Genomic DNA, 26,073 nt, shown 5'->3' with positions numbered 1-26,073 from the left:
TTCCTGGCGCAGCGGTTGCCAAACAGCTTGGACGGCCCCGATATCAGTCGCCGCGTAGAATCAGCGCATACGCACCGTCCCACTCAGCGAAGATTTTTTGGCCGCAGTGCACGCCAAGCAGGTTGTAATCGGCATGCGGCTTCTGCACCTGCAGCTCGAGCCCACTGCTGGTTTCGAGGTAGATGTTTACCATCGAACCGATGAACTCTTCACCGACCACGGTGCAAACCAGCCGGTTGCGCCGGGCAGGCTGCGCGGTCAGGTCGATATGCTCGGCACTCACGCAGACAGTGACTCGCTCTGCGGGGACAACCGACTTACCCTCCGGCAGCCGCGCCTGGAACTCGCCGTGCTCCGAATCGATACGGACCAACCCTCCATCATCGAAGCCGGCGACAGTGCCGCAAAGGATGTTCTTGCCGCCAACAAACTCGGCGACAAAGCGGTTGTGCGGCTCGATGAAAACCGCCTGCGGCGATCCAATCTGTTCAACCCGCCCCCGACTCATGATCACAACGCGATCGGCCATCGCAAAGGCTTCGGATTGACTGTGGGTGACGTAGACAAAGGTGATACCAAGGTCTTTTTGCAGCCCGGTCAGCACGCCCTGCATTCGTACGCTCAGATGAGCATCGAGCGCGCTCAGCGGCTCGTCGAGTAGCAGGATCGGCGGTTCAGTGACCAACGAACGTGCCAGCGCCACACGTTGGCGCTGGCCACCAGAGAGCAGGCTGATATCGCGCGTGGCGAATTCCTCCAACCCAAGCCGCTCAAGCCAATGCAGCGCCTTCTTGCGCCGCTCGGCCTTGGCCATGCCTCGCATCCGCAGACCGAACTCAACGTTCTCGAGCACGTTGAGGAACGGAAACAGCGCCAGGTTTTGCCAGACCAGCGGCGTCTCCCGCTCCCAGGAATAGAGGTCATTAATCCGCTCGCCGTTCAGGCGAATCTCGCCTTCGCTCGGCTTGTCGAGGCCAGCGAGCATGCGTAGCGTTGTGGTCTTGCCGCAGCCGCTCGAACCCATGATCGCGACGAACTCGCCTTTGTAAATTTCCAGGTTCATACGCTCGACGGCCTGATAGCTGCCGAAATGCTTGACCACATTATCAAATACCACCAGCGGTTGAGTCATGGTTGAATTCCTTCGGGTTCAGGTGGTTGTCAGGGGAGCCTCAGGCGCTCGCCGGCTTCTTGCGCCGCATCAGCAGCAGCTGTGCGAGGATCACCAAGGTCATGGTCGTAATGAAGACGATCGTCCCGATCGCATTGATGGTCGGGCTCACCTGCCCTTGCAAGGTATTGAGGATGCGCACCGGCACCGTTTCGTTGAGCCCCGACACGAACCAGGCGACAGCGAACTCGTCGAAGGAAACGGCCATGGTCACAAACAGCGCGGCGAAAATGCTGGGCGCCGCGAACGGCAGGATCACATAGCGCATGCCCTTCCATTGACTGGCGCCGAGGTTCCACGCTGCAGCCTCAATGTTCGGATCCATCTGCGCCAGGCGCATCCGGATCACCGCCATCGCGAACGGCGCACACATCACGATATGGCTGATCATTACGGCGTATATCTCGCCGGAAAGCCCGACCCGCGACAGGAAAGCCAGCATTGCCAGCCCCATGATCACCACCGGAATGGTGGGCGGCAGCAGCGCGAGCGCCATGTATATCGACTTGCCGAAGAACTGGTAGCGCAAGTCTGTATAGGCTGCAGTGAAGCCGAGCAGGGTCGATACCAGCGACACCACCACACCCACCTCGAGACTGTTCCTGAATGCCTGCCAAACCGCCGGGTCGGCGGCGATCATCTCGTACCAGTGCAGGCTGAAGCCGCCCAGCGGCAAGGATGGAAAACGGTCGATGTTGAATGAGAAGACGAAGCTGCCGGCAATTGGCGTAAAGATGAAGATGAACACCAATACGACAAAGCTGCGCAGCAAGAAGTTAATCAGGCGATGCTCGTTCATGCGCGCCTCCGGTAAGCGAAGCGGACTGCACCGAAGGCCGCGATCAGTAGCGTCACGATCATCATCGTTGCGATCACCGCCGCGCGCGGCCATTGCTGGCCGGACTTGGTGGTATCGGTGATCAGCGTGCTCAAGGTCGGCGGCTGACCACCGCCCAGGTAGAGCGGACTGACAAAGTCGCCGAACGTCAGGATGAAGCAGAACAACGCCGCGACGACGATGCCGATCCGCGCGGACGGCACCACCACCTGGACGACCGTCTTCATCCGTCCGCAGCCGAGGTTGTGCGCCGCCTCGATAAGCGAGCGGTCGATGTACATCAGGCTGAACAGTTGCAACAACACCACCAGCGGCAGGCATAGCGTGAAGTAGCCGACATAGGTGCCGAACGCAGTGTTGAGCATGGGCAACGGCTGCAGCCCGAGCTGGCCTAACGCGGCGTTGAAAATGCCGTTATCGCTGAGGAACACCTGCCATGAATAGGTACGCACCAGGTAGCTGGTGAAGAACGGTGTGATGAGCAGCAGCACTAGCAACTGCTTAGCCGACTCGCGGAACTTGAAGGCGATCGCATAGGCGCAGGGGAAAGCCATCATGCTGACCAGCACCGTTGCCCCCGCGGCCATTGCTAGGGTGTGGACATAGGCGTCCCAGAAGAACCCGCGGCTAAGCATGTAGCTCCAGTTCACCCACTCGAACGTCGGCACCATCCGGAAGTTGCGCACGACCCAGAAACTGATCGCCATCAGGAACGCCAGCGGGAATATGAAGAAGATCAACTGCCAGATCAGGATTGGCATCGAGAAGCTGAGGCCGTACCAGGGTATGCGCAATGCCCTCTTGTTGCCGCGCTGCCGCGTCGGCGTCTCAGCGGCAGCGTTGCCGGCAAGTACCGGCGGTGAAGTCTTTAATTTGTCTGAAATCATTGCGACCACCTCCACGCGTCTCGTCAAGCGCCCTTGTATTGCGACCAGAAGTCGTTCCACTCCTCCAGGTTTTGCTGGACCGGGAGCTCGCGGTACTTGATGCGACCATCACGGATGTCATCCATGACGTTGCGCTGGCCAAGCACCATGCCTTGACGCTTCGCTTCGACAGGATCGGTCCGGTTCAGCAGTTCCCAGCCTCGCTTGCTGGGGATGAGGGCTGGATAGGCGGCCATCTTCGCCGACTTGACCTGGCCTTCTGGTGAGGTGATGTACTGGATGAACTTCTTCGCCAGCTCCGGGCTGTGAGCTTTTCTGGCGATGCAGTAAGACTCCGTCCATTGCAACCCACCCTCCTCCGGCAGAACGGTTTTTACCGGTGCGCCGGCGCGCTGCAAGACACCGGTGATCCAGTCGCCGATACCGCACATTGCATGGATCTGACCGTTCTTCAGCGAAGAAAAGGTTCCGCCGTAATCGAAGAAGCCACCGATCTGCGGGCGCAGACTCATCATCTTCTGCTGGACCGTCTGCCAGTGCGCGGTATCGATGTCATAGGGACGCGCATTGCCATTCATCAAACTGATCTGCCCAAGGTTCGGCAAGTGCCAGTCGAAGTGTCCAACTTTGCCTTTGAGGCTTTCGTCCCAGAACACGTCGTAGCTGCGCACTTTGGCTTCGGGAACAAGTTGGGTGTTGTAGGCGATGCCGAGAAAGCCAAACCGAATCAGGACCGAATAGAGCTTGCCCCCCTGCCAGTGGCCAGGGAAATGCTGGAACTCGGGGTAGAAGTCATCGAAGGGGTAGTCAGCGGGGTCGAGCTGCTCGATGTATTCGGCGGCATTGAGTTGTTGAACATATTCGGCGTCGGACAGGATCAGATCGAAGGTGCCGGGTGGCGATTGCGAGATCAGCCCCAGCATGTTGTCCCCTCCGGTGTAGTACTTGGCCCGGACCTTGACCCCGTACATGCGCTCGAAGTTGGCGACGATGTCCGGCTCTGCGTGTCCTGCCCATGCGAGGATGACCAGTTCTTTTTCCGCTGCGGCAAAACTTCTCAAGGGCAGCACACCACAAAGCGCTGCGGTACCCGCCAGGATACTGCTGGTCTTGAGGAATGTACGGCGCGAAAGGTCGATGCGATTTTTCATTATTGTCTCTCCCGGATGATGGAAGGTGCTCTTGTCTGCGGCCTGTTATCGCTGCCAACCCAACGCTTCATTGGCTGGCCCGATGCATTGCAGCAGTTCGCTACCATCCATTTTTGTGCGCGCCCGACCTGGACTTTGTCAGATACGACTTATCGCCGCTCTTGCTCAAAAGCGGCATCTGCGTAGCTCATTGCCTAGCCATAAATGCCAAGTTAGAGGGTGTTTTGTCATTTATGGGTCGGATTTAGACAAATCCGTGCCTTCCCTATCTGATCGAATTGCTCTGCGCAGCCCCTTCGATTCCTGCAATCCAACGGGTTGCTCGGACAACAGGCAAACGCCCCCAGCCACTGTTTAAAAATCACCAAGCGGTCAATCACTTTCTAAGGGTGTGTAGATGAACAACAGTGTCGTTATTGGAGAACTCACCTGGCCGGAGTATGCAGAGAAGGTTGCTACCGGCTGCCCTGTCTTTCTGCCGGTTGGTGCCCTGGAGCAGCATGGTCATCACATGTGTATGGAAGTCGATGTGCTACTGCCTACCGCCCTCTGCAAGGCGGTAGCGCAAAATGTCAGCGGCCTGGTTTTGCCTGCCCTGGCCTATGGCTACAAGTCTCAGCAGAAATCAGGCGGCGGCAACCACTTTCCTGGAACTACCAGCCTTGATGGCGCCACGCTGACCAGGACCGTGCAGGACATCATCAGAGAGCTTGCACGCCATGGGGCACGCAAACTGGTGATGATGAACGGTCACTACGAAAACTCGATGTTCATCGTCGAGGGCATTGATCTGGCCCTGCGAGAACTTCGCTACGCTGGCATCAGTGACTTCAAAGTTGTCGTGCTGTCTTATTGGGACTTCGTCAACGATCCCGCCGTCATCGAAAAGCTATACCCCGACGGATTCCTCGGTTGGGATATCGAGCATGGCGGTATTTTCGAAACGTCCTTGATGCTGGCCCTTCACCCCGACAAGGTTGATCTGAGTCGTGCGGTTGACCACCCTCCCGCCACTTTTGCGCCATACGACGTCTTCCCCATCATCCCGGAGCGCACGCCAGCCTGCGGAACGCTGTCCTCGCCTAAAGGATCCAGTCGCGAGAAAGGCGAACTGATTCTCGAAGTCTGTGTCTCGGGCATCAGCGCCGCGGTACGGGAAGCGTTTGAATTGGAGACTTGAAGAACACACGGACGTGCCGGAACACACGCCCACGGTTAACGCTTTCCCCTCCCCAAATAGAATAAAAAGGGTAAGTCTCATGTCCAGCAGCTCAAACCTGGCCCCAGGCCTCAAGCAGCGTCACGTCACCATGCTGTCCATTGCCGGTGCCATTGGCGCCGGCCTGTTCATCGGTTCAGGACACGCCATCGCCGCGGCAGGGCCTGCCGCCATCCTGGCGTACATTTTTTCCGGCACCCTGGTGGTGCTGGTCATGCGCATGCTGGGAGAGATGGCAGTTGCATCGCCGGATACAGGATCTTTTTCGACCTACGCCGAGCGGGCGATGGGACGAAGCGCCGGCTTCACCATCGGTTGGCTCTACTGGTGGTTCTGGGTGCTGGTCATTCCCATTGAGGCCATCGCCGCTGCCGCCATCCTGCACGCCTGGTTTCCCGCCATTCAAACCTGGGAGTTTGCGATAGCCGTCACCGGCCTGCTGACATTGACCAATCTGTTCAGCGTCGCCCGTTACGGGGAGTTTGAATTCTGGTTCGCCATGCTCAAAGTGATCGCCGTGTTGGGGTTTATCGCGCTTGGCGCACTGGCCCTGGCAGGTGCATTGCCGGATACGACGGTCAGCGGTGTCGTTCAATTGAGCCATGAGTTTGGTGGTTTCATGCCCCATGGCATGACAGCCGTTATCGGTGCGATGCTGACTACAGTGTTCAGCTTCATGGGCACAGAAATCGTCACCATTGCCGCTGCTGAATCTCAGAACCCCTCCAGACAGATAACCCGCGCGACAAACTCCGTCGTCTGGCGCATGGGGATTTTCTATATCGTATCGGTGTTCCTCATCATCTCCATCGTCCCTTGGAACGACCCCATGCTTATGGAAGTCGGCTCTTATCAGAGAGCGCTTGAGTTGATGAATATTCCACACGCGAAAATGATTGTAGATATCGTCGTGCTGATTGCTGTCGCCAGCTGCCTTAACTCAGCCATCTATACGGCGTCACGCATGGTCTACTCTCTGAGCAAGCGCGGGGATGGCCCTCAAGTACTTCAGAAGACTTCGTCTTCCGGGGTGCCCTATATTGCGGTGCTGGCCAGCACAGCGGTTGGTTTCCTGACCACGGCACTCAATTATTTTGCGCCCAACGAAGTGTTCTCCTTCCTGCTGGCCAGCTCTGGAGCTGTTGCGCTGCTGGTCTATCTGGCCATTGCTGTTTCTCAACTGGTACTTCGCAAAAAAATGAATGCTTCGGGACAGCCGATCGCATTCAAAATGTGGTTTTACCCTTGGCTCAGCTACCTGGTTATTTTCTGCATCCTGAGCATCCTGATTGTCATGCTGATTTTGCCAGAGCACCGCATGGAAGTTATTGCTACGGGTGCGCTCACACTGTCCATCGTTTGCATTGGCGCAATCTTCAACTCCAAGAAAACGACATTGCAAAACGTTGATATGGCTCAAACAGAAAACGCTTGACTCGATATCCACATAACGTCGTATACGAACATTCATCCTCGCTCACCTCTTTCCGGCCCGCTCTCCACCACGAGCTGGCCGGTTTTTTTCTTTATCCCTCCGGCCATTCTCCCCTGGTTTTGTACACTCCCCTTCGGCCATGTAGCCAGATCCAGTCCCAATCACATATTGCGTGCAAATTCATCTCGTTTTGGTCTATTGATCGGACACTCGGTGTAAGATCCAGAAACCCGAAACCAGGGTTAACAATCATAAAAACGAGAGGATGTCGCCAATGTCGGCAGCTTGCCGCAGCGCGCGTCCCTTATGCAGTTGAGGAGTAGTATTAATGGCGAAACTCCAGACGGCGCCCCCCGCCGCGAGACGTTCGGCCAGTGAACAACGGCCGGTGAAAACCGTGGGCTTTCTGGTCATCCCTAACTTCACCACCATCGGCTTCGCCTCCGCCGTGGAAACCCTGCGCATGGCCAATATAGCGGCTCGCCAACCGATGTTCCGCACGGTCATCATCGCAGCCAGCCTGGAGCCAGTCACTGCCAGCAACGGCATGCGTATCCTGCCCGACTACTCCATCACCGATGCACCCAAACTCGACATTCTGTTCGTTGTCGGATCAAACCCGATCGTCTCCAATCACAGCAGCCGACCGTTGCTCAATTGGCTACGTAAGCTGGCGCATGATCAGGTGTCACTCGGCGGGATTTGCACGGGGAGCCACTTGTTGGCACGCGCCGATTTGCTCAAGGGCTATCGCTGCACGATTCACTGGGAAGACATCGAGGCGCTGAAGGAACGTTTTCCAGGGATCATCATTTCCAACCAGCTGTTCGAGCTCGATCGCGATCGCTACACCTGTTCCGGTGGCGTGGCGTCCATGGACATGACGCTGCAATTGATTGCCCGCGAACCCGGTGGCCGGGACATCGCGGCTCATGCGGCCGAGCTGCTCCTGTGTGATCGGGTACGTGGCGCGCAGGAGCAACAGCGTGTGCCATTGCGGCAAAAACTGGGCACGTCCCAGCCCAAGCTCAGTCAGATGGTGGCGATCATGGAAGCCAATCTCGAGGAGCCGGTGGGCCTTGAGGAACTCGCGCGATTGAACGAGGTGTCGGTGCGGCAGCTGGAACGCCTGTTTCACAAGCATCTGCAACGCACGCCGAGTCAGTACTACCTGGAATTGCGCCTTTCACGGGCGCGGCAATTACTGTTACGTAGCGAGTCGCAAGTACGCGATATCGCCCTCGCCTGCGGCTTTGTTTCACCTGCGCATTTCTCCAAATGCTACAGCCGCTTCTTCGGGGTATCGCCCATCGGTGAGCGCAAGCAAGTGGCGTCCTTGCATTAATTCGCAGGAGCCGGCTTGCCGGCAATGGCGTCCATGAGGTCGCCATCGCCAGTAACCCGGCTTTCTACGGTATTGCGATGTTGCGGGTCAGTCCTGCAAGGCTTTATGCGCGGTTTCCCGGCTCATCAGCATGGCAATCAAAGCCACCGCCGCTGCCGCCAGCAGATACCAGGCCGGGGCCATTTTGTTGCCGGTCAGTTGAATCAGCCAGGTCGCGATAAATGGTGCGGTGCCGCCGAACACTGCATTGGCAATATTGAAGCTGAAGGCAAAACCACTGAAGCGCACACGGGTCGGGAATATCTCAGCGAGAAAGCACGGCAAGGTGCCGTCGTTCATCGCCAGGATTGCGCCGAAGGCAATCTGGATCATCAACACCACGATCAGTGGCTGGTTGTTGAGCATGCCAAACAGCGGAAACGTCATCGCCAAAAACAGTAACGAAGCAGTCACCAACATGGTCTTGCGCCCGAACCGGTCCGACAACTTGCCCATCAGAAAAATCAGCCCGATATAGGTCGCCAGCGAAACTGTCGAGGCCATGAACGAATCACTCTCGCTCATGCCCATTTCAGTGGACAGGTAGGTTGGCATGTAACTGAGCAACAGGTAGAACGCCACCGCATTCAGGCAGGTCACACCAATCCCGATCATCACGCTGCGCCGGTGTACGGTGAGCAATTCGCGAACGGGAGCATGGGTCTTGCACTCCTTGGCTTCAAGGCGCTTTTCCATCTCCAGGAACTTGGGCGTGTCTTGTAATCTCATGCGGATATAGCGCCCCACCAGTCCGAATGGTGCCGCTAACAAAAAGGGTAAGCGCCACCCCCAGCTGTGCAGATCCTCGACACTCATCCACGAATGCAAACCGGCCACAAACACCGCGCCAAACAACAAACCGGCTGCCGTACTCGCCGGGACGATACTGGTGTACAAACCGCGCTTACCCTCAGGCGCATATTCGGCGAGAAAGGCCGATGCCCCGGCATACTCGCCGGAAGCGGAAAACCCTTGAACCAGGCGGATCAGCAACAGCAAGGCAGGCGCCCAGAGGCCGATATGATTGTAAGTGGGAAGAACGCCGATAAAGAAGGTTGAGACGGACATGATCAGAATCGACCAGGACAACGCGCTACGCCGCCCATATTTGTCACCGAAGTGACCCCAGACCAATCCCCCTACCGGACGGACGATAAACGACAGCGCGAACACCGCGAAAGTCGCCAGCAAGCCTGTCGCCTTATCAGTTTGCGGAAAAAACGTCAGCGCGATGATCGTTGCCAGGTAGCCATAGGCCGCATAGTCGAACCACTCGACAAAATTACCCATGAAACTGGCACTGGCCGCACTGCGCAATGCCTTGCGCTCGGACGTCTGTTCAAGCAGCTGATCCAGGGGCGGTGTCAGACTTGCGCTTTGGGCGCTCATTGGGCACCTCCGGTGGTAGAAGTGCTGTTATCGAGATGAAGAGGCAACGCTTGATCGCTGCCTGAAGCAGGATTGAGGTGGCGATGCTTTGGGCCTGTGGCCGGAATCGAGACGTATAACATGACAAATACCCTCTATTGTTTTACTTGGCAGGGTTAAGGGTCAGTAAATGCTGCGCGTTCTCGGCACGCATGCGTTGGTTTTTTTTCGGTTGGATTCAATCGCCGGGACGGTTTTTTTCTACACCTTTGCCACTCATCAAAGAGAAACGCCGCACAGGTACTCTGTGCGGCGTCTGATATTATTTTTTGATGATGTTGTGTTCCGGGCCATACGGGAATTTGGTGATGTTTTCGCCACCCTGTTCGTTGACGATCAGGATGTCATGTTCACGATAGCCACCCGCTCCCGGAAGGCCTTCAGGCAGCATGATCATCGGTTCAATGGAAACCACCATGCCCGGTTCCAGTACGGTGTCGATGTCTTCGCGCAGTTCCAGCCCGGCTTCGCGGCCGTAGTAATGGCTCAGCGTGCCGAAGGAGTGACCGTAACCGAAGGTGCGGTATTGCAGCAGATCGTGTTCGAGGAATATCTCGTTCAACTGCAGGGCGATGTCGCAGCAGCGCATGCCCGGCTTGATCAGTTTCAGACCGGCCTCGTGCACTTTGACGTTAACTTCCCACAAACGCAGATGCTCGTCGGAACAGTGGTCCAGGAACAATGTACGTTCCAGCGCGGTGTAGTAACCGGCGATCATCGGGAAGCAATTGAGGCTGAGGATGTCGCCCTTGTTGACCTTGCGCGAGGTCACCGGGTTATGTGCGCCGTCTGTGTTGATGCCGGACTGGAACCAGGTCCAGGTGTCCATCAGTTCGGAGTCCGGGAAGGTGCGGGCAATTTCGCGGACCATCGCCTGAGTGGCGTGCAGGGCTACTTCATACTCAGGAACCTGATCACGCAAGGCCTCTATGATGGCCGCGCCGCCGATGTCCGCCACGCGGGCGCCGTGACGAATGATCGCGTGTTCTTCGGCAGACTTGATCATGCGCATACGCATGCACGGTGCGCCGATATCCACCAGTTCGGCCTGCGGGTAACGGCTGGCGAGTTTGTCGCGGTTGAGCAAATTCAGATGATCGAACTCAATGCCGATACGACCGGCCTTGGGCAAGGCTTGCTGGATCGCGACGAAATAGTTGTCGCGTTGCCAGTCGGTGTAGACGATGTTCTCAGTGCCCATGGTCCGGCGCCAAGGCTGGCCGCCATCGATGTTGGCACTGATGGTCACGGCGCTGTCCTGGGTCACAACCAGCGCGTACTGACGGCCGAACGAGCAATACAGGAAATCGCTGTAGTAGTTGATGTTGTGATAGGAAGTGAAAACGGCCGCGTCGATATCGTTCTGCGCCAGGTAAGCCCGCAATTTGGCCTGGCGATTGGCGTATTCCTGAGCCGAGAACGTCGGTGTCACTTTTTCGCCGTTCTTGATCTGGATGGTTTTCGGCATTTGCATGTCATTTATCCTTGTCAGTGATTGAGCGACAGATGGCGCCACTCTGGCTGGTCGCTGAAGATCATTCGAACAGATGCACAGTGAGGTTTTTTGCGCGAATCCGACCTGTAGTTGGTCAGATCCGCTCTTTTCAAAAGTGGCTTTCAGCACCCTCAGACAAAAACGACAATGCCCCCGGCAAGCGCGGTGAAAGCCGCTTGGCGGGGGCATTGGCAACGGGTCAGACAAGCGCGATCTAGCTCGCTCCCACATGTTCGCGCGGGTGCGCGCCGAAGTACTGGCGATAACAGCGGAAAAAATGTTGCAGCGAGACAAATCCGCACTCGCGAGCGACCTCCGCCATCGACCGTTTACCGGTCTGCAATAACTGACGTGCCTGTTGCAGGCGCAAGTCCAGATAGTGCCGTGATGGCGAACACCCCAGATTACGTTTGAACAGCCGCTCCAGGTGTCGACGAGAAATGCCCATGGCCTCAGCCAGTTCGTCGATACCCAATGTGCGGGTCAGGTGATTGTTCATCAATGCCAGTGTCGCCTGAAGTTTTGTCGGGGTGTTGTACATCGATTGCAGAGGCTTGGCCTGTCGGGCTACGTGTTGCTCCATGCGCAGTACCAGACCACGACCGTAGGTTCGGGCCAGCAGTTCATGCATCAGCCCTCGAACGGCCTGTGGGCCGACACAGGTCAGGCGTTGGCGGTCAACGCAGAACGGTGCAGCCACTGGCGTCAACTCATTGAAGGTACCGAAGGACAGCGATGGGTCGGGTTCCGGCAGGCTGCAGCGCAAACCGTCCAGCGCGCCTATCTGCGCCAGCAGCCAGCCGGCCTTGCCAAAGGCCCCCAGCCCGATCGGTTGCATGGCCCAGTGGCGCAGTTGCTGGCGAAGGTCTGGATTATCCGTTCGAGTGTGCAGGTTCTCGCCACCACAGAGGATCAACACATCCAGTGGCTGTGCCTGATCCAGTCGTGCGGTGGCGAAAGCCATGCCGTTACTGGCGCTCAGTTGCTGGCCTTCCAGGCTGAGAATCTGCCACTGGCAGACGCTACGCCCAGCCACCTGATTGGCCAGGCGCAAAGGTTCCAGCGCATTGGCCAAGGCATACAAATCGAAGGCTTCCGTCAACCAGAAACCAATACGCAATGCCGCCAGTGATTGCCGGCAAGATTCAGTCGGTTGCAGCATCTCCCACTCTCCTGTTGGTGATGGTGGCTCAACACTCGATGGAGCTGACGGCCAACCCGCCACGGGAGGTCTCTTTGTATTTGTCATGCATGTCGGCACCGGTATCACGCATGGTGCGGATGACCCGATCCAGAGAGATGAAATGCGTACCGTCACCGCGCAGGGCCATTTGCGCGGCATTGATCGCTTTCACCGCTGCGATTGCGTTTCGCTCGATACATGGCACCTGCACCAATCCCCCGACAGGGTCGCAGGTCAGCCCGAGGTTGTGCTCCAGGCCGATTTCCGCTGCGTTTTCCACTTGTTCTGGACTGGCTCCCAGGATTTCCGCAAGGCCGGCAGCAGCCATCGCGCAGGCTGAACCGACCTCGCCCTGACAACCGACCTCCGCCCCGGAGATCGACGCATTGCGTTTACACAAAATGCCTACGGCCGCCGCAGCGAGAAAATAGTCCACCACGTCGCTGTCCTTGGCCTCCGGGCAGAACTTCATGTAGTACTGCAATACCGCCGGAATAATCCCCGCAGCTCCGTTCGTGGGGGCGGTGACCATGCGCCCGCCGGCGGCATTTTCTTCGTTGACCGCCAGAGCGAACAGGTTGACCCATTCCATAGCGCTCAAGGTCGAACCGATGACATTCGGTTTGCCGATTTCCAGCAGGCTGCGGTGCAGCCTCGCCGCACGGCGCTGCACATTCAATCCACCAGGTAATACACCTTCGTGCTTGAGCCCGTTGTCGACACAGGTGCGCATGGCTTGCCAGATCTGCGCCAGCCCCTGGCGGATGTCTGCTTCGCTGCGCCATGCCCGTTCGTTCTCCAGCATCAACTGGGAAATGCGCAGCCCATGAGCACTGCACTGGCTCAACAACTGTGCCGCTGTATTGAAGTCATAGGGCAGTTCGGTCAGATCTTGATCGAGTTGGCCACTCGCCGCCTGTTGCTGATCAATGACAAAGCCACCTCCAATGGAGTAGTAGGTTTCGCACAGCAGCAGATGATCGTCGGCAAACGCGCTCAAGGTCATGGCGTTGGGATGGTAAGGCAGGTTCTCATCCAGCAGGCACATGTCCCGCGGCCAGACAAAAGGCACAGGGTATTGACCGGCCAGCAGCAGGCATTGCGTTTCACGCAAATCCATCATCCTTGGCTCGATCTGTAGCGGGTCGACCTTGTCTGGCCATTCCCCCATCAACCCCATGATCACTGCTTTATCGGTGCCGTGACCAATACCCGTGGCCGACAGCGAACCATACAAACGCACCTCGACGCGCTGCACCTGCGCGAGCATTTCCCGTACGCACAAGGCATCGACAAACAGAGCCCCGGCACGCATCGGGCCGACGGTATGAGAACTGGAGGGGCCGACTCCAATCTTGAACAAGTCAAAAACACTGATAGCCATCGTTGATCTCCGCACGCCGCTTTCAAGGTTATTAGGAACCAACCCAATTGTCGGGGTCAGGGATCATCCAGACGTGTCAGAAATCGACCCCAAAGTGTTCGCCACTACCCATTGCGGGTTGGAGGTCAACAAGTGGCCCCAGGGAGATGACACCAATGGTCCCCCGTTCGAGCGACCCAACATACCGCCACGCCGGCCGATCTTGCCTGGCAACAAATCCTTGATCCGCGCCCATTGATCATCGGGCAGAAGCGCCCGGCGACTCCTCTGTTGAAATAGGGATGAAAGGTAAAGGAAATCACCTGTTAAACCCAAACAAGAGAGCATTTCAAGCACTCGGAAGAATAACTTTTAAACGTCACAAATAGTCTTGTTTTTTAAAAGCCAGGATAAAATATTTATTGTTACGCATTGGGTAATGCAAAATTACGCATTAAGTAGACAATTGCTTTTTACTTACCTGCTAAGCTACCTATCTATTTTCGAAAAAGATAAATGTGTACAAAGTCAGCGCAGGAGTTCCGACCTTCGGGTTTTCAATTCGGATTTATCATCGGGGTGGCTTTTGCAAGTCAATTCATCTTGCAAAACCAGATTTAAAAAACAGCATGCCGCGCAAAAACTTTTATGTTTTCAGTAATGATTTACTCCGCAACACTCTAACTTTCATCCGTCCGGATGCTTGAAAAATGACCATCCTGGATACTGTGGAACCAGCATGACAACTCCAATGCGTGAAACATTCGAATCGACCCAGGCGCCGGACAGCCTTGAAAAACGTCAGGGCGGATATGCGAATCCATCCGTGAACCGTGAGTGGGAAGTATGGAAGCGCGCATGGGAGTCATGCCGTCAAAGCGAGTTGTCGGCACCGCTTGGCGTTCATCATGATCCTGCTCTAACACCTCACGAAGTAGAGTTTGTAAAGAGTTTGTTTAATACCAACCTTGGCTTGCAAGCGCACCTGAAGTAAATCATGAATAACATTCGGTTGATAGCAGCGCTACTTTCAAAAATCATAGCCAACCAAAACGCCCTTGGTGCCGCAATGGAAGAACTCACCCTATGGATTGAGAAAGGCGGATCTACCATAGTTGCTTCGAATATTCGTGGTGTTCTAGAAGCGCTGCATGATAACGACGCGATCATTAATGATGGCATTGAAAAAATGATGGCCAGTCAATTGATTAGGTCAAGAAACCCCGATTGAACACCTCCGACAATCAGTTCTGATTATCGGCAACGAACATATAAATCACTTGCCGTGAAATTTGCGTTTGCGGCGGCAGCAATGGACCTGAGAGGCAATCCGCCGCCCCGCGGCTGTGCCCTGCTCCCGCATTACGCTGGCACCCAGCGTGTGCAGGCGCTGCTCACAGTCCTTGGTTCTCAAGGGATTTACAGCACCGGATCAACAGAATCGGCGCGAAGTCGGTCAGCTACGGCTGTCGGCTAGCAGGCACTTCGATACATAGCCGGCAACCTTTCTATGCCTGAATACAGCCGGATTCCTCGGACAAGGGCTATACATAAAGAAGAGCTATCAGGTGTTCTGCGGCAAGGCCCACCACCGCTAGGCGGACGAAGCTCATCACTAGAAGAATATGTTGGAGAACACCTTGTATGAGAAAGACAACTATTACCAGTCTGACCGCAGGATTTGTCCTGAGCGGTTTGACAATGAGTGCCTGGTCGGATGAACCGATGTTTTCATCATCGTCTCGATGGATGACAGGTGACTGGGGCGGCCTTCGAACGGAATTGCTCGACAAGGGTTATGACTTCCAGTTCAGCTATCAGTCGGAAAGCGCTGCCAATATCAATGGTGGGTTTGATCACGACCATACTGCACGCTACACCGATCAGTTCAATCTGGGTGGCGCCATCGATCTTGAAAAAGTCCTGGGTTGGCATGAAGCCAGCCTGCAGCTCCTGATCACCGAGCGCAGTGGGCGAGATATCACCAATGACAGACTGACCGACCCTCGCACTGGAACCATCGGTTCTTCAGTTCAGGAGAACTTTGGGCGAGGTCAAACCTGGCGTATTAGCACGTTGGCGTATCAGCAAAAGTTCTTTGACGATGTGCTCGATATCAAAGTAGGTCGGTTGCCGATTGGCAGTGACTTCGATTCGACGGGCTGCGTGTTTCAGAACAACTCCTTGTGTGGCGGCCTGGCTGGCCATGGTGCAACGGTCTGGTTCAACTCTCCGGTCAGCCAGTGGGGCGGGCGGGTCAAAGTCAACTTCACCCCGACGGTCTATGCCCAGTTAGGCGTCTACGAGTACAACCCGACCCTGCTCGATAGCAATAACGGCTTCAAGCTCAATACCTCGGGCCAGACAGGCAACACTTATCTCGGGGAAGTTGGTTGGACGCCGCGGTTGGGGGATGCCGGGATGGCCGGTAAATACATGGTGGGCACCTATTGGAACAGCGCCACGGCCAAAGACGTGTTGGAGGACGTCAACGGTAATGACAAAGCGATCACTGGCGCCCCTGTCGATCAACATGATGGTCGCTATGGCATGTACGCCTACGCCCGCCAACAGATCACTACCGTGGGGGGGGATGCCAAGCGCGGCCTGAGCCTCTTCGCCCACTTTGCGCAGTACGACAAGAAAAGCTCCACCCTCGATTGGCAGGCGCAAATGGGCGCCATTTATGCCGGTCCATTCGATGCCCGCCCGAAGGATGCCCTCGCGTTCGGTCTCAGTGAGATGCACGTCAACCCGGCATTGACGAAAAACCAGGAACTGCAGAACCAGGCCAACAACCTGATTGACTACAACAATCCACGCTACCAACCAGTTCAGCACGCCGAGTACGTTGCCGAGATTCACTACGACTTCCAGTTGACGCCATGGCTGATGGTGCGCCCCAACATTCAATACCTCGCTCATCCGGGCGGTGTATACGAAGTCGATAACGCAACTGTTGCAGGCTTGACGATTAACACCGTGTTCTGACTTGTCAACCGGTACAAAACGATGGTGCAGGGACGCACCGCCCAGATCATCCGGCACTGCAGGAATCACCATGAATAGACTGAATGAATTAGAGAGCCCCAGCTTGCTGAAGACGACCCGGCGAATGCTGTTAAAAGGCCTGTTGACCGCCTATACCGCCTCCTTGATTCCTTTTGCACTGGCTGAGCCGATCGACAACGCAGAACAAGGCGCGTTTCTGGCACTTTCGGCGATTATTGCCGGTCGCCAGAGTCTGGACAAAGTCCTGGCAAATAACCTGTATCAGGCCCTTGTGGCCGATGACCCGGCCTTCGCCAAGGGCGTGAAGGACTTGCTTGCGCTGATCAACGAGCGTCACGTGGATCCGATGCAGTTGCAGAAAACCCTGGATGATGAAAAGTCACCCCTGGCCATCGTTCCGCGCAAGATCGCCATGGCCTGGTTCATGGGCGTGGTCGGCAGTGGTGCCAAGGCCCGTTGCCTGGCCTACGAGCATGCGCTTAATGCAGTGATGGTCGCCGATGTCCTGAAGCCACCTACCTACGCCTACGGTCCTTACGGAAGCTGGGCAAGCCATCCAATCGTCGAGGTGAAAAATGTCTGATCAATTGTCCGCGGACATCGTCATCATCGGTTCGGGGGTTTGCGGCTCCATGGCCGCGACCCATCTGCTCAAACAGGGCGCTTCGGTGCTGATTCTGGAAGCGGGCGGGCCTATCGAGCGAGGCCGTATTGTCGCGGCCTTCCGCAACTCCACGCGCAAGAGTGACTGGATGTCGCCCTATACCTGCAGTGACTGGGCACCTCATCCGGTCTACAAGCCGGTTGATAATGGCTACCTGATCCAGGGCGGCCCTTATCCGTACCCGGCAGAATACATCCGTGGCGTCGGTGGCACGACCTGGCACTGGGCGGCCCAGGCCTGGCGCGTGGTGCCGGGCGATATGCGGATCAAGACCCTGTACAACGTGGGCGTCGACTGGCCCATGACTTACGAAGAACTCGACCCTTTCTATCAGGAAGCGGAAGAGATCTGGGGCGTTTCGGGGGCCGACAACACCGGCTCGCCGCGCAGCAAGCCGTTTCCGATGGAGCCGGTGACCGAACCTTACGCCATGCGGCGCATTCGCGAGCGCCTGGCGCCGACTTACGCCGTGGTGGGCAACACCACCGGACGCAATAGTCGTCCGTACGATGGTCGTCCGGCCTGCTGTGGCAACAACAGTTGTCAGCCGATCTGCCCGATCGACGCGCAATACCATGGCGGCATTGCCATTCAGACCGCAATAGACGCGGGTGCCAAGCTGCAAATCAACGCCGTGGTCTATCGCATTGAACATGATGACAAGGGGCATATCGTCGCCGTGCATTACTATGACCCGGACAAGCAATCGCACCGGGTTACCGGCAAGACCTTCATCCTCGCGGCCAACGGCATTGAAAGCCCGAAACTGTTGCTGATGTCGGCCAGCGACAAATACCCCAATGGCCTGGCCAACAGCTCCGGCATGGTCGGTCGCAACCTGATGGACCACCCGAGCACGTCCATCACCTTCGATGCCGATGAAGAATTGTGGCTGGGCCGTGGGCCGCAAAGTCCAAGCTCGATCAATACCATGCGCGATGGCGCCTTCCGCTCGGAGCACGCACCTTATCGCCTGGACTTCACCAATATCTCCCGGGTGAATGGTGCCACGGACGCGCTTATTGCAGCCGGGGTGTATGGCACGGAATTCGAGAAGCAGCTTCGTCACCGCGCGGCATTTGAGATGAGCCTCAAGGATGTGCTGGAGGTGTTGCCCAACCCTGAGAACCGCGTCAGCCTGAGCGATCAGAAAGACAAGCTGGGGCTGCCCAAGCCCAAGGTCAACTACGCCATCGACGACTACACCCGCAAGGGCGCGGCGCAGTCGCACAAAGACTTCGCCCGCATCGCAGAGCTGATGGGCGGGACCAATCTGCGTTACAGCGCCGAAGGCAATTTTGCCAACAACCAGCACATCACCGGCACCATGAGCATGGGTAACGACCCTCGAACCTCGGTCTGCGACAGCTATGGTCGTACCCATGACCACGACAACCTGTTCATTTGCAGCACCGGCGTGATGCCAACGGCCGCCACCATGAACTCGACCCTGACCGCCGCGGCGCTGACTTTACGCACGGCGCACCACATCCTGCCGAATCGGGTCATTGCCCGAACTTCGCCGTCCGAGTCTGCCACTGAACAAGGGCGGGGCTGAACCATGAACTGGAAAATCACTTCGCTGGTTACCTTGATGCTGGCTGCGCTGAATGCCAGCGCTGCGGACGATGCGCAGATCCAACGTGGCAAGTACCTGTCGACCGTCGGTGACTGCGTCGCCTGTCACAGCGTACCCGGTGGCAAGCCGTTTGCCGGCGGCCTGGCGCTGCCCACGCCGATTGGCGAAATCATCGCCACCAACATCACCCCGTCGAAAACAGCGGGCATCGGCAACTACTCCCAGGAGCAATTCAGTGATGCCTTGCGCAAAGGCATTCGCGCAGATGGCAAACACTTGTACCCGGCCATGCCTTACACCTCGTATGCCAAAGTGAGCGATGAAGACATCAAGGCCATGTATGCCTACTTCATGAGCGCCGTGAACCCCGTGGATACCCCGGCCAAGCCGACTGCTCTGCCCTTCCCGTTCAACATTCGTTTCTCCATGGCTGCGTGGAACCTGCTCTTTCTCGACGATAAGGCCTTCATACCCAATACGTCGCGTGATGCCGAGTGGAACCGAGGCGCCTACCTGGCCCAAGGTTTGACCCACTGCAGCACGTGCCATTCACCCCGCAACTTGATGATGGCCGAAGTGTCGTCAAAAGAGCTGGCGGGCGGTGATGTCGGTACCTGGCATGCACCGAACATCACCTCGGACATCAACAGTGGCATTGGTGGCTGGGACAACGCCGAGCTGATCGCTTACCTGAAAACCGGTGAAGCGCCAGGCAAAGCCCAGGCGGCCGGGCCGATGGCCGAAGCAGTGGACCACAGTCTGCAGCACCTCAACGACAGCGACCTGAAAGCCATTGCTGTCTACCTGAAGACGGTGCCTGCGCAACAATCGGCGGCAGACAGCAAGCCGGTGTATGCCCTGGGGCAAAAGACCGACGAGCTGGCCAGCATCCGTGGCGTGGACTTACCGGCTGATGGCGACAAGATGAGCGGCGCCCAACTGTACGATGCCCATTGCGGCACGTGTCACCAAGCTCAGGGACAAGGCAGCTTCGAGGGCGGCTTGCCGTCGTTGTTGCACAACACTACGGTTGGGCGCAGCAACCCCAACAATCTGGTGATGGTGATTCTGGACGGCGTCAAGCGTGGCAGCGATGGCCAGGACGTCAGGATGCAGGGCTTCGCCAGCATTCTCAGCGATCAGCAGGTCGCGACGCTGGCTAGCTACCTGACCGGCCACTATGGCAACGCGGACGTCAAGGTCAGCGCCGCCCAGGTCAAGGAGCTGCGGGCCGGCGGGCCGGTGTCGCACCTGGCTGCGTTGGCTCAGGGAGCCATCGTGGCGGGCGTCATTGTGTTCATTCTGTTGGCGCTTTGGCTGGTACGGCGTAAACGTCAGCCATAGCGTCTGGCGTGTTTGTTGCCTCCCCAAGAGGGGAGGCAACGTTACGACTTGTCTTTCCACGCAGTGTCGTCCGTATTGTTCAATAGGGCTTCAAAAGTGTCTGGACGCGGGCCTGTCCGACTACATCGTCTCCTTCGCCTTTGGCGAGATCTATTCCCGAACTAGCCTGACCCTGCAGGAGCAGACGATGGTGACCATCTTCACGCTGGCCACCTGGATATTCCATCGTGAATTGCTTGCCTTATCACGTACCGAGGTCGTTTTGCTCAGCGAGCAGATGCTTGTTTAATCCATTTTTCAGCGAGACAACATCATGAGCGATCAGCCTTCACCGTATGGCAGCGCCCAACCGACGACACGAGTCCCTCGACCATAGAAGAGTATCGCAAGCATTTGGAGAGCTACGATCTGCCGATTTTTTTGATCCGGCACTTCCTTGCTGTGGCGATTGATTACCAGAACGGAGTTTTCTCAGGCGAGGATACGCCGTTTACTGCTGAGCCAAAAAGAACCGACGCTGGGCGTCGGTTCGTGTATTTCTCGGACGCGGCCCAGGGGCCGCACCATCAGTTATTTGCAACCTGAGCCACTGCACTGGATGAAACGAGCGCCTTCAGTGACGTATCAAACTGCTTCAGCGCGTTCACCTGCAGCTCGGTTTGCTGGTTGATCTGCGCAGCGATCGCTGGCGCTGCTTTGCCATGAACCCAGACCGAAGGCATTTGTTGTTCACGCGAGCCTTCGGCCTTGCCGATGTATTGCAGATTCGAGTCGTAGAACTTGGCCATGAATCGCGCTTCAACCTGGTTGTTGCGCTTGGACACCAGACGGCTGTAAGTGTCCAGCATCACCACCACGTCAGAATGGGCTTGCACCAGTTCGTCGAGGTTGTCGTAGACGGTCACCGAGGCGAACTCTTTCTGTAGCGAACCCATGAGCCAGTTGATCGCGAGCTTCGGATCGGAGCTGTTGACGAACGCGTTGCTAATGCGCGAATCGAGTGCAGGGTTCTTCGCGCCGTTCAGCGCTACCGTATGGTACTGCTCCAGGTATTCGAGGGTGTTGAGGGTGTTTTCACTGTAGAGCACTCCCACCGATTGGGCATGCTGCAGGCTAGTGGTGCTGTCGACCACCGGTAAAAAATGGCAGGACTGTTCGGCCGCATAGGCTGGTGCTGTGGCGGCTACACTGCCGGTCAAAACGGCGACAAGTGCCAGCAAGGTAGAAATTCTCATCGCGCAGTTCCTTCAGAAGCGCCTTTGGTATAGCGCCATCCTCCTCCTTTGCCGGCAAAACAGAACTTGCATTCCTTGATGATAACTATCAACTGAACGAATGGTGGGAAGCCTATGAGCTACAGTTGTGGTGAGCGTGGGCAGGCTATACCTCACATGTCGGCATTGCCTGTCATCAAATGCCAAGTCACTGACGCTCAATGAAAAGCAGTCGCTTTGCGCGTGACGATACTGGCTTGCTAATCGAAGTCGGTCAGTTAATTGAAAAAACACTTACGCATTACATCGGATACCTCTCCTCCCCCATCGGTGTATGTGGGGGGTGCTGTCAGATACATCTCAGTAAAAAAACAAAGAGAGAACAGCATGAAGTTCAGTCTTGTTGATAACGGCAACCCGAGTCGCCGGCGCGTTCTACGCGATGCCTTCGCCCTGGCTTTGGCAGCTTCGCCATTGGCTAACCTTGCCAAGGCAGCCGACGAAACACCGGAAGAAGTGACCTTTGCTGCCGGGCCGCGACCGCAGGTGCAATACCCGCAAAAACGTCCGTTGACCCTGGTGACCACCCGCCCGCCGCACCTTGAGACGCCATTCCCCGTCTTCAACGAGGGGCCCATCACACCGAATGACGCCTTTTTTGTGCGTTACCATCTGGCCAATATCCCTACCAGCATTGATCCGGACAGTTACCGCCTGACGATCAAGGGCTCGGTCAACACACCGCTGTCGCTTTCCCTTGCAGAACTCAAGGCTCTGGGCGAATCGGTAGAAGTGGTGGCCGTCAATCAATGTTCGGGTAACAGCCGTGGCTTCTCGATGCCACGCGTGTTCGGCGCTCAGTTGGGCAATGGTTCAATGGGTAATGCCCGCTGGGTGGGAATACCGCTCAAGGCGGTCCTGGAAAAGGCCGGGGTGAAAGCCGACGCCAGGCAAGTGACATTCCATGGGCTCGACAAGCCAGTGCTACCGAGCACGCCGGAGTACATCAAAGCCCTGGACATCAGCCATGCCATGGACGGTGAGCCCATGATCGCCTGGTCGATGAACGGTGCCGACCTGCCATTTCTCAACGGTTACCCGATACGCCTGGTGGTGCCAGGCTATTTCGGTACGTACTGGGTCAAGCACCTGAGTGAGATCGAAGTCGTCGACCATACCTACGATGGTTTCTTCATGGCTAAAGGTTACCGCGTTCCAGACAACGATTGTTTCTGTGTCGCCCCCGGCACCACTGCGGCGCAAACGGTGCCAATTTCCAGGTTGCCGGTACGCAGCTTCATCACCAGCGTTAAACACGGCGATGTGTTGCCGCTGAAAAAAAGCGTGGTGCTCAAGGGCATTGCGTTCGACGGTGGCGTTGGGGTCAACAAGGTGGAAGTGTCGATCGATGGCGGGAAAAGTTGGCGCGAAGCCAAGCTTGGGCAGGATCTTGGCCGTTTCTCCTTCCGCGAGTGGACGCTGCCGATCACCTTTACCAGCAAGGGCGCCACACAGTTGATGGTGCGGGCCAGTAACCGTGCGGGTGAGACGCAGCCATTGCGAGCCGACTGGAACCCCGGTGGCTACCGCCGCCACGTTGTAGAAACCAGCCACGTGACCGTCGCCTGAGGGGGCCCCGCATGAAACTCATGACCACCTTGCTCTGCGCAGTTCAGGTTTGTATGGTTACCATGGCTAACGCAGCGCCACTATCGATCACGTTGCCGCCCGAAACGGCTGTATTCAAACCCAATGCTCTGCCCGGCTACCCATTGGCTCAACAGAAGTGCTCCACCTGCCATTCTGCCGATTACATCAACTTCCAGCCTCCCGGCATAAGCCTGGCGCAGTGGACTGGGGAAGCGAGCAAGATGCAGCACGTGTATGGTGCTCCGATCAGCGATCAGGATGTGAGCATCATCGGCGCCTACCTTGCGGTGACCTACGGCAGTGCCCATGCGAGCGATGCCGATGTGCAGGCTGCCTCGAACCTATCGGCAGGCCAGACCCCGACGGCGCCTGCAACCAAAGTCGACGCCATGGCCTTGCTGCAGAGCAACTCCTGCCTGTCCTGTCACGCGATCGATCATAAGGTTGTAGGCCCGGCCTATCACGATGTGGCTGCAAAGTATGCCAATGACCCGCAGGCACTGGCCAAGGTAGCGTCCAGCATTCAGCATGGCGGTACCGGCAAATGGGGGAATATCCCGATGCCGCCTTTCACGCAGTTAAGCCCGGACGATCTGCAAACCCTGGCGACTTTCGTGCTGCGTCAGTGAGTTCACTTCAGGCTCGGCGAGGTATCAACGACGCATTAGCCTCACCAAACGATGGGGCCAGACGGGTCTTAATGTGAAATTATCCCGTGGTCCATCGCGTACTTTACCAAGGCCGCGGGCTTGTCGATGTTGAGTTTGCGACGGATGCTCAAACGATGGGTTTCCACCGTCCGAACGCTGATGTCCAGCTCGCGGGCCATTTCCTTGTTGTTCATTCCCAGAGCCATCTTGCACAGCACTTGACTCTCGCGTGGCGTCAGCTCGTTGTCGGTATTCTTGTCGGCGATGAGCCTCTGTGCGATCTCTGCACTGTAAAACGTTCCGCCGCTGGCAATCGCTTCAATGGCCGCAATGATTTCCCGCGAAGGTGCGTTCTTCAGCACATAGCCGCTGGCGCCAGAACGAACAGATTCACTCACGTACTCATAGTTGTCGTACATGCTGAGTACCAGAATCTTGAGCAACGGATACTGCTTGCTCAACACCCGGGTCAGCTCAAGTCCGTTCATGTCCTTCAAGCTGATGTCGACCAGTAACAGGTCCGGTTGACAGAGCCTTACCATCTCAATCGCTTCGGCACCGCTCTCGGCTTCTCCCACCACTTCCAGGGGAGGCATGACCGCCAGCAGCGCCTTGATCCCGTCACGGACCAGGGAATGATCGTCGACCAGGGCGACGCGGATTGGGTAGGACAGGTTCATCAGGGGTATTCACTCTTGTTGTTATTGGCTGACTCAGTGTTTCAGACCGGGCATTTTCATGGGCAGCAGAACGTCCAGGACACTTCTTCCCGGCGTCGATACAAGCTCGAATCGCCCGCCAAAATGCTCGACCCGTTCGCGGATGTTCCGCAGCCCTATACCGGAATGACGGCGTTCGACTTGAGCGACGTTGAAACCGACACCGTCATCGACCACCGTCAGCCGTATGGATTCTTCAGACCCGTGCAGGGTAATGGATATGTTCTGGGCCTGGGCATGTCGTTCGATGTTGGTCAGGCCTTCTTGCACAATGCGAAACAACGAGACCGCTGCCCCATCGACCAGATGGCACTCGAATTCGTTGTTGTTGTAGGTCACCACCAGTCCGCTACGTTGCTCGAACTCTGCGGCGAGTTGACCGATCGCTGCCGACAGACCCAGCGTGTCGAGCAGCGACGAGCGCAGGTTGTGTGAAAGGCTGCGAACCTCGCCAATCGCTTCTCCGAGACGCTCCGTGGCCTCTCTTAAAATGCTCAAGCCCGTGTCCTGTCCACTCTCCAGCACGTGGCTGGCCAGTTCGAACTGAAACTTGATGGACACCAGTACCTGGCTGATACCGTCGTGCAATTCACGGGAAACCCGTGATCGCTCTTCCTCTTGCAAACTGACGATACGCTGGGTCAACCGCTGAAGTTTTTTGTCGGCCAGACGATGTTCGCTGACGTTCAGCGTCATGCCGCTGGCAAAGACGAACAGCACTGCCACGAGGGCTACGATGGCAATGGCGAGCATCGTTTTGCGGATGCCCTGAGCCACCTCGTCACGCGCCTGCTGTGTTGCGCGCTCAACGTCCTCAAGGTAGATGCCGGTACCGAGCATCCAGCCCCAACGATCCAGCATCACCACATAGGCGAGCTTGTCGGTCACTTGACCGGAAGAGGGTTTGTTCCAGGCGTAGCGTTGAAAGCCTTCTCCTGACTCCGCGCTTTTCAGTAGCGCCTGGATCACCGGCAGACCGTGCGGGTCCTTCATGTCCCAGAGGTATTTGCCCACCAGCTCCGACTGCCGCGAGTGCATCAGGCTACGGCCCTGGCGGTCGTAGACGAAGAAGTAGCCATTGATACCAAAGCTGAGCTTACGCAGTTCTTCCAGCACTTGTTGCTGTGCGTGCTCGTCACCCTTGCCGTTGTCGTACAGCGGCGCGATCAGGCTTTGCGCCATTTCGACGTAGTTTTTCAGTTCTGCACGCTTGCTGGCCAGAATGCTGTCTTCGATCAGTTGCGTCTGTTGATCTCCCAATTGACGGTTCAGGGAAATCACCAGCGCGCAGATGACCGCAATCGCCAACACCAGCGGCAGAATCCCGAGCGCGACGATTTTATGTTTGAGCTGCATCTGTGCTCCTGGCCAGACCGAGGGAAAACGAAAGCCCGGCATCATATGCCAAAGATACGCGCGTTCAGTAGCGGCGCTGGACGGAATGACCTGTGGCTCAGTTGAAATGCAACATCTGTGGGAGCGAGCCTGCTCCGGGCGGGGCGGGGCGATCCGACGAATGCAATCTGTCATTCAACTTCGATATCGTCTGATAGACCGCCTTCGCGAGCAGGCTCGCTCCTACAAGGAGATCGGCGTCGTCTACGTAGAACTACGCAGACGCTGCGTACGTAGTAACGCGGATTTATTTGTAGACGGCATACGCGGATATTGGGCCAGCTCCGCATAG

The 26,073-nt window shown here is 56.9% G+C and carries 22 protein-coding genes; 11 read left to right on the top strand and 11 right to left on the bottom strand.

The window, feature by feature from the left end; all coding sequences use genetic code 11:
• Nucleotides 1-43: 43 nt before the first annotated feature.
• From HK44_RS16355 to HK44_RS16340, 4 genes are read right to left on the bottom strand one after another with little or no spacing between them, the layout of a single operon-like run.
• A complete protein-coding gene (locus HK44_RS16355; protein ID WP_019690420.1) occupies nucleotides 44-1,132 on the bottom strand; it encodes an ABC transporter ATP-binding protein in 1,089 nt (362 codons plus the stop codon).
• 40 nt (nucleotides 1,133-1,172) lie between these two features.
• Nucleotides 1,173-1,970 (bottom strand): ABC transporter permease, encoded by a 798-nt coding sequence (locus HK44_RS16350; RefSeq protein ID WP_019690421.1) that lies wholly within the window; start codon nucleotides 1,968-1,970, stop codon nucleotides 1,173-1,175.
• Nucleotides 1,967-2,896 carry an ABC transporter permease gene (locus HK44_RS16345; RefSeq protein WP_019690422.1) on the bottom strand — a complete coding sequence of 310 codons (930 nt, stop codon included), beginning with the start codon at nucleotides 2,894-2,896 and terminating at the stop codon, nucleotides 1,967-1,969. Before HK44_RS16345 ends, HK44_RS16350 begins: the two co-directional genes overlap by 4 nt.
• Nucleotides 2,897-2,919: 23 nt before the next feature.
• The gene (locus tag HK44_RS16340) at nucleotides 2,920-4,047 is read right to left on the bottom strand and encodes an extracellular solute-binding protein (protein WP_019690423.1); all 1,128 of its coding nucleotides are present in this window, start codon (nucleotides 4,045-4,047) and stop codon (nucleotides 2,920-2,922) included.
• A 397-nt stretch (nucleotides 4,048-4,444) separates the two neighbouring features.
• Here HK44_RS16340 and HK44_RS16335 point away from each other — a divergent pair, with 397 nt between their 5' ends.
• From HK44_RS16335 to HK44_RS16325, 3 genes are all read left to right on the top strand, one after another.
• A complete protein-coding gene (locus HK44_RS16335; protein WP_019690424.1) occupies nucleotides 4,445-5,227 on the top strand; it encodes a creatininase in 783 nt (260 codons plus the stop codon).
• A 79-nt stretch (nucleotides 5,228-5,306) separates the two neighbouring features.
• Nucleotides 5,307-6,701, top strand: a complete 1,395-nt coding sequence (gene gabP, locus HK44_RS16330; protein WP_019690425.1) for a GABA permease — start codon at nucleotides 5,307-5,309, stop codon at nucleotides 6,699-6,701.
• A gap of 328 nt (nucleotides 6,702-7,029) precedes the next feature.
• The gene (locus HK44_RS16325) at nucleotides 7,030-8,046 is read left to right on the top strand and encodes a GlxA family transcriptional regulator (protein ID WP_019690426.1); all 1,017 of its coding nucleotides are present in this window, start codon (nucleotides 7,030-7,032) and stop codon (nucleotides 8,044-8,046) included.
• A gap of 87 nt (nucleotides 8,047-8,133) precedes the next feature.
• On the opposite strand, the gene HK44_RS16320 is transcribed toward HK44_RS16325, so the two are convergent.
• The 4 genes from HK44_RS16320 to HK44_RS16305 form a co-directional block, all read right to left on the bottom strand.
• Nucleotides 8,134-9,474: an MFS transporter gene (locus HK44_RS16320; protein ID WP_019690427.1), complete on the bottom strand. Its 1,341-nt coding sequence runs from the start codon at nucleotides 9,472-9,474 to the stop codon at nucleotides 8,134-8,136.
• A 301-nt stretch (nucleotides 9,475-9,775) separates the two neighbouring features.
• Nucleotides 9,776-10,987, bottom strand: a complete 1,212-nt coding sequence (locus HK44_RS16315) for a M24 family metallopeptidase (protein ID WP_019690428.1) — start codon at nucleotides 10,985-10,987, stop codon at nucleotides 9,776-9,778.
• A 235-nt stretch (nucleotides 10,988-11,222) separates the two neighbouring features.
• The gene (locus HK44_RS16310; RefSeq protein WP_019690429.1) at nucleotides 11,223-12,170 is read right to left on the bottom strand and encodes a GlxA family transcriptional regulator; all 948 of its coding nucleotides are present in this window, start codon (nucleotides 12,168-12,170) and stop codon (nucleotides 11,223-11,225) included.
• A gap of 28 nt (nucleotides 12,171-12,198) precedes the next feature.
• The gene (locus HK44_RS16305; protein ID WP_019690430.1) at nucleotides 12,199-13,575 is read right to left on the bottom strand and encodes an L-serine ammonia-lyase; all 1,377 of its coding nucleotides are present in this window, start codon (nucleotides 13,573-13,575) and stop codon (nucleotides 12,199-12,201) included.
• 718 nt (nucleotides 13,576-14,293) lie between these two features.
• Here HK44_RS16305 and HK44_RS16300 point away from each other — a divergent pair.
• The 6 genes from HK44_RS16300 (at nucleotide 14,294) to HK44_RS16275 (ending at nucleotide 20,153) form a co-directional block, all read left to right on the top strand.
• On the top strand, nucleotides 14,294-14,548 hold the full coding sequence (locus tag HK44_RS16300; RefSeq protein ID WP_141651721.1) for a hypothetical protein: 255 nt from the start codon (nucleotides 14,294-14,296) through the stop codon (nucleotides 14,546-14,548).
• 3 nt (nucleotides 14,549-14,551) lie between these two features.
• On the top strand, nucleotides 14,552-14,785 hold the full coding sequence (locus HK44_RS16295) for a hypothetical protein (RefSeq protein WP_019690431.1): 234 nt from the start codon (nucleotides 14,552-14,554) through the stop codon (nucleotides 14,783-14,785).
• 518 nt (nucleotides 14,786-15,303) lie between these two features.
• Entirely contained in the window at nucleotides 15,304-16,545 is a 1,242-nt protein-coding gene (locus HK44_RS16290) for a carbohydrate porin (RefSeq protein ID WP_052014758.1), read from the top strand.
• A 70-nt stretch (nucleotides 16,546-16,615) separates the two neighbouring features.
• Nucleotides 16,616-17,149, top strand: coding sequence for a sugar dehydrogenase complex small subunit (locus HK44_RS16285; RefSeq protein ID WP_024264994.1), 534 nt, complete (start codon nucleotides 16,616-16,618; stop codon nucleotides 17,147-17,149).
• Nucleotides 17,142-18,788: a GMC family oxidoreductase gene (locus HK44_RS16280; RefSeq protein WP_019690434.1), complete on the top strand. Its 1,647-nt coding sequence runs from the start codon at nucleotides 17,142-17,144 to the stop codon at nucleotides 18,786-18,788. The genes HK44_RS16285 and HK44_RS16280 overlap by 8 nt, the downstream gene beginning before the upstream one ends.
• A 3-nt stretch (nucleotides 18,789-18,791) precedes the next feature.
• Nucleotides 18,792-20,153, top strand: coding sequence for a c-type cytochrome (locus HK44_RS16275; RefSeq protein ID WP_019690435.1), 1,362 nt, complete (start codon nucleotides 18,792-18,794; stop codon nucleotides 20,151-20,153).
• A 566-nt stretch (nucleotides 20,154-20,719) separates the two neighbouring features.
• On the opposite strand, the gene HK44_RS16265 is transcribed toward HK44_RS16275, so the two are convergent.
• Complete coding sequence (locus HK44_RS16265; protein WP_019690437.1) at nucleotides 20,720-21,388, bottom strand: hypothetical protein; 669 nt, start codon at nucleotides 21,386-21,388, stop codon at nucleotides 20,720-20,722.
• A gap of 366 nt (nucleotides 21,389-21,754) precedes the next feature.
• On the opposite strand from HK44_RS16265, the gene HK44_RS16260 reads away from it, so the two are divergent.
• Complete coding sequence (locus HK44_RS16260) at nucleotides 21,755-22,996, top strand: molybdopterin-dependent oxidoreductase (protein ID WP_019690438.1); 1,242 nt, start codon at nucleotides 21,755-21,757, stop codon at nucleotides 22,994-22,996.
• Between the two features lie 11 nt (nucleotides 22,997-23,007).
• Nucleotides 23,008-23,646 carry a c-type cytochrome gene (locus tag HK44_RS16255; RefSeq protein WP_019690439.1) on the top strand — a complete coding sequence of 213 codons (639 nt, stop codon included), beginning with the start codon at nucleotides 23,008-23,010 and terminating at the stop codon, nucleotides 23,644-23,646.
• A 68-nt stretch (nucleotides 23,647-23,714) separates the two neighbouring features.
• Here the strand turns inward: HK44_RS16255 and HK44_RS16250 are convergent, their stop codons facing one another.
• Both HK44_RS16250 and HK44_RS16245 read right to left on the bottom strand, forming a co-directional pair.
• Nucleotides 23,715-24,347, bottom strand: a complete 633-nt coding sequence (locus HK44_RS16250; protein ID WP_019690440.1) for a response regulator — start codon at nucleotides 24,345-24,347, stop codon at nucleotides 23,715-23,717.
• A 33-nt stretch (nucleotides 24,348-24,380) separates the two neighbouring features.
• Nucleotides 24,381-25,742, bottom strand: a complete 1,362-nt coding sequence (locus HK44_RS16245) for a cache domain-containing protein (protein WP_019690441.1) — start codon at nucleotides 25,740-25,742, stop codon at nucleotides 24,381-24,383.
• Between the last annotated feature and the right edge of the window lie 331 nt (nucleotides 25,743-26,073).

The sequence above is a fragment of the Pseudomonas fluorescens HK44 genome, assembly GCF_000217955.3.
Taxonomy (GTDB): domain Bacteria; phylum Pseudomonadota; class Gammaproteobacteria; order Pseudomonadales; family Pseudomonadaceae; genus Aquipseudomonas; species Aquipseudomonas fluorescens_AQ.
The sequence above is the reverse complement of the archived record's forward strand: the minus strand, read 5'-3'. Positions and strand labels throughout refer to the sequence as shown.

What these genes read in the sequence shown, in the direction of transcription:
- HK44_RS16355 (WP_019690420.1), bottom strand. Translation starts at nt 1,132, where the DNA reads ATGACTCAACCGCTGGTGGTATTTGATAATGTGGTCAAGCATTTCGGC.
- HK44_RS16350 (WP_019690421.1), bottom strand. Translation starts at nt 1,970, where the DNA reads ATGAACGAGCATCGCCTGATTAACTTCTTGCTGCGCAGCTTTGTCGTA.
- HK44_RS16345 (WP_019690422.1), bottom strand. Translation starts at nt 2,896, where the DNA reads ATGATTTCAGACAAATTAAAGACTTCACCGCCGGTACTTGCCGGCAAC.
- HK44_RS16340 (WP_019690423.1), bottom strand. Translation starts at nt 4,047, where the DNA reads ATGAAAAATCGCATCGACCTTTCGCGCCGTACATTCCTCAAGACCAGC.
- HK44_RS16335 (WP_019690424.1), top strand. Translation starts at nt 4,445, where the DNA reads ATGAACAACAGTGTCGTTATTGGAGAACTCACCTGGCCGGAGTATGCA.
- gabP (WP_019690425.1), top strand. Translation starts at nt 5,307, where the DNA reads ATGTCCAGCAGCTCAAACCTGGCCCCAGGCCTCAAGCAGCGTCACGTC.
- HK44_RS16325 (WP_019690426.1), top strand. Translation starts at nt 7,030, where the DNA reads ATGGCGAAACTCCAGACGGCGCCCCCCGCCGCGAGACGTTCGGCCAGT.
- HK44_RS16320 (WP_019690427.1), bottom strand. Translation starts at nt 9,474, where the DNA reads ATGAGCGCCCAAAGCGCAAGTCTGACACCGCCCCTGGATCAGCTGCTT.
- HK44_RS16315 (WP_019690428.1), bottom strand. Translation starts at nt 10,987, where the DNA reads ATGCAAATGCCGAAAACCATCCAGATCAAGAACGGCGAAAAAGTGACA.
- HK44_RS16310 (WP_019690429.1), bottom strand. Translation starts at nt 12,170, where the DNA reads ATGCTGCAACCGACTGAATCTTGCCGGCAATCACTGGCGGCATTGCGT.
- HK44_RS16305 (WP_019690430.1), bottom strand. Translation starts at nt 13,575, where the DNA reads ATGGCTATCAGTGTTTTTGACTTGTTCAAGATTGGAGTCGGCCCCTCC.
- HK44_RS16300 (WP_141651721.1), top strand. Translation starts at nt 14,294, where the DNA reads ATGACAACTCCAATGCGTGAAACATTCGAATCGACCCAGGCGCCGGAC.
- HK44_RS16295 (WP_019690431.1), top strand. Translation starts at nt 14,552, where the DNA reads ATGAATAACATTCGGTTGATAGCAGCGCTACTTTCAAAAATCATAGCC.
- HK44_RS16290 (WP_052014758.1), top strand. Translation starts at nt 15,304, where the DNA reads ATGACAGGTGACTGGGGCGGCCTTCGAACGGAATTGCTCGACAAGGGT.
- HK44_RS16285 (WP_024264994.1), top strand. Translation starts at nt 16,616, where the DNA reads ATGAATAGACTGAATGAATTAGAGAGCCCCAGCTTGCTGAAGACGACC.
- HK44_RS16280 (WP_019690434.1), top strand. Translation starts at nt 17,142, where the DNA reads ATGTCTGATCAATTGTCCGCGGACATCGTCATCATCGGTTCGGGGGTT.
- HK44_RS16275 (WP_019690435.1), top strand. Translation starts at nt 18,792, where the DNA reads ATGAACTGGAAAATCACTTCGCTGGTTACCTTGATGCTGGCTGCGCTG.
- HK44_RS16265 (WP_019690437.1), bottom strand. Translation starts at nt 21,388, where the DNA reads ATGAGAATTTCTACCTTGCTGGCACTTGTCGCCGTTTTGACCGGCAGT.
- HK44_RS16260 (WP_019690438.1), top strand. Translation starts at nt 21,755, where the DNA reads ATGAAGTTCAGTCTTGTTGATAACGGCAACCCGAGTCGCCGGCGCGTT.
- HK44_RS16255 (WP_019690439.1), top strand. Translation starts at nt 23,008, where the DNA reads ATGAAACTCATGACCACCTTGCTCTGCGCAGTTCAGGTTTGTATGGTT.
- HK44_RS16250 (WP_019690440.1), bottom strand. Translation starts at nt 24,347, where the DNA reads ATGAACCTGTCCTACCCAATCCGCGTCGCCCTGGTCGACGATCATTCC.
- HK44_RS16245 (WP_019690441.1), bottom strand. Translation starts at nt 25,742, where the DNA reads ATGCAGCTCAAACATAAAATCGTCGCGCTCGGGATTCTGCCGCTGGTG.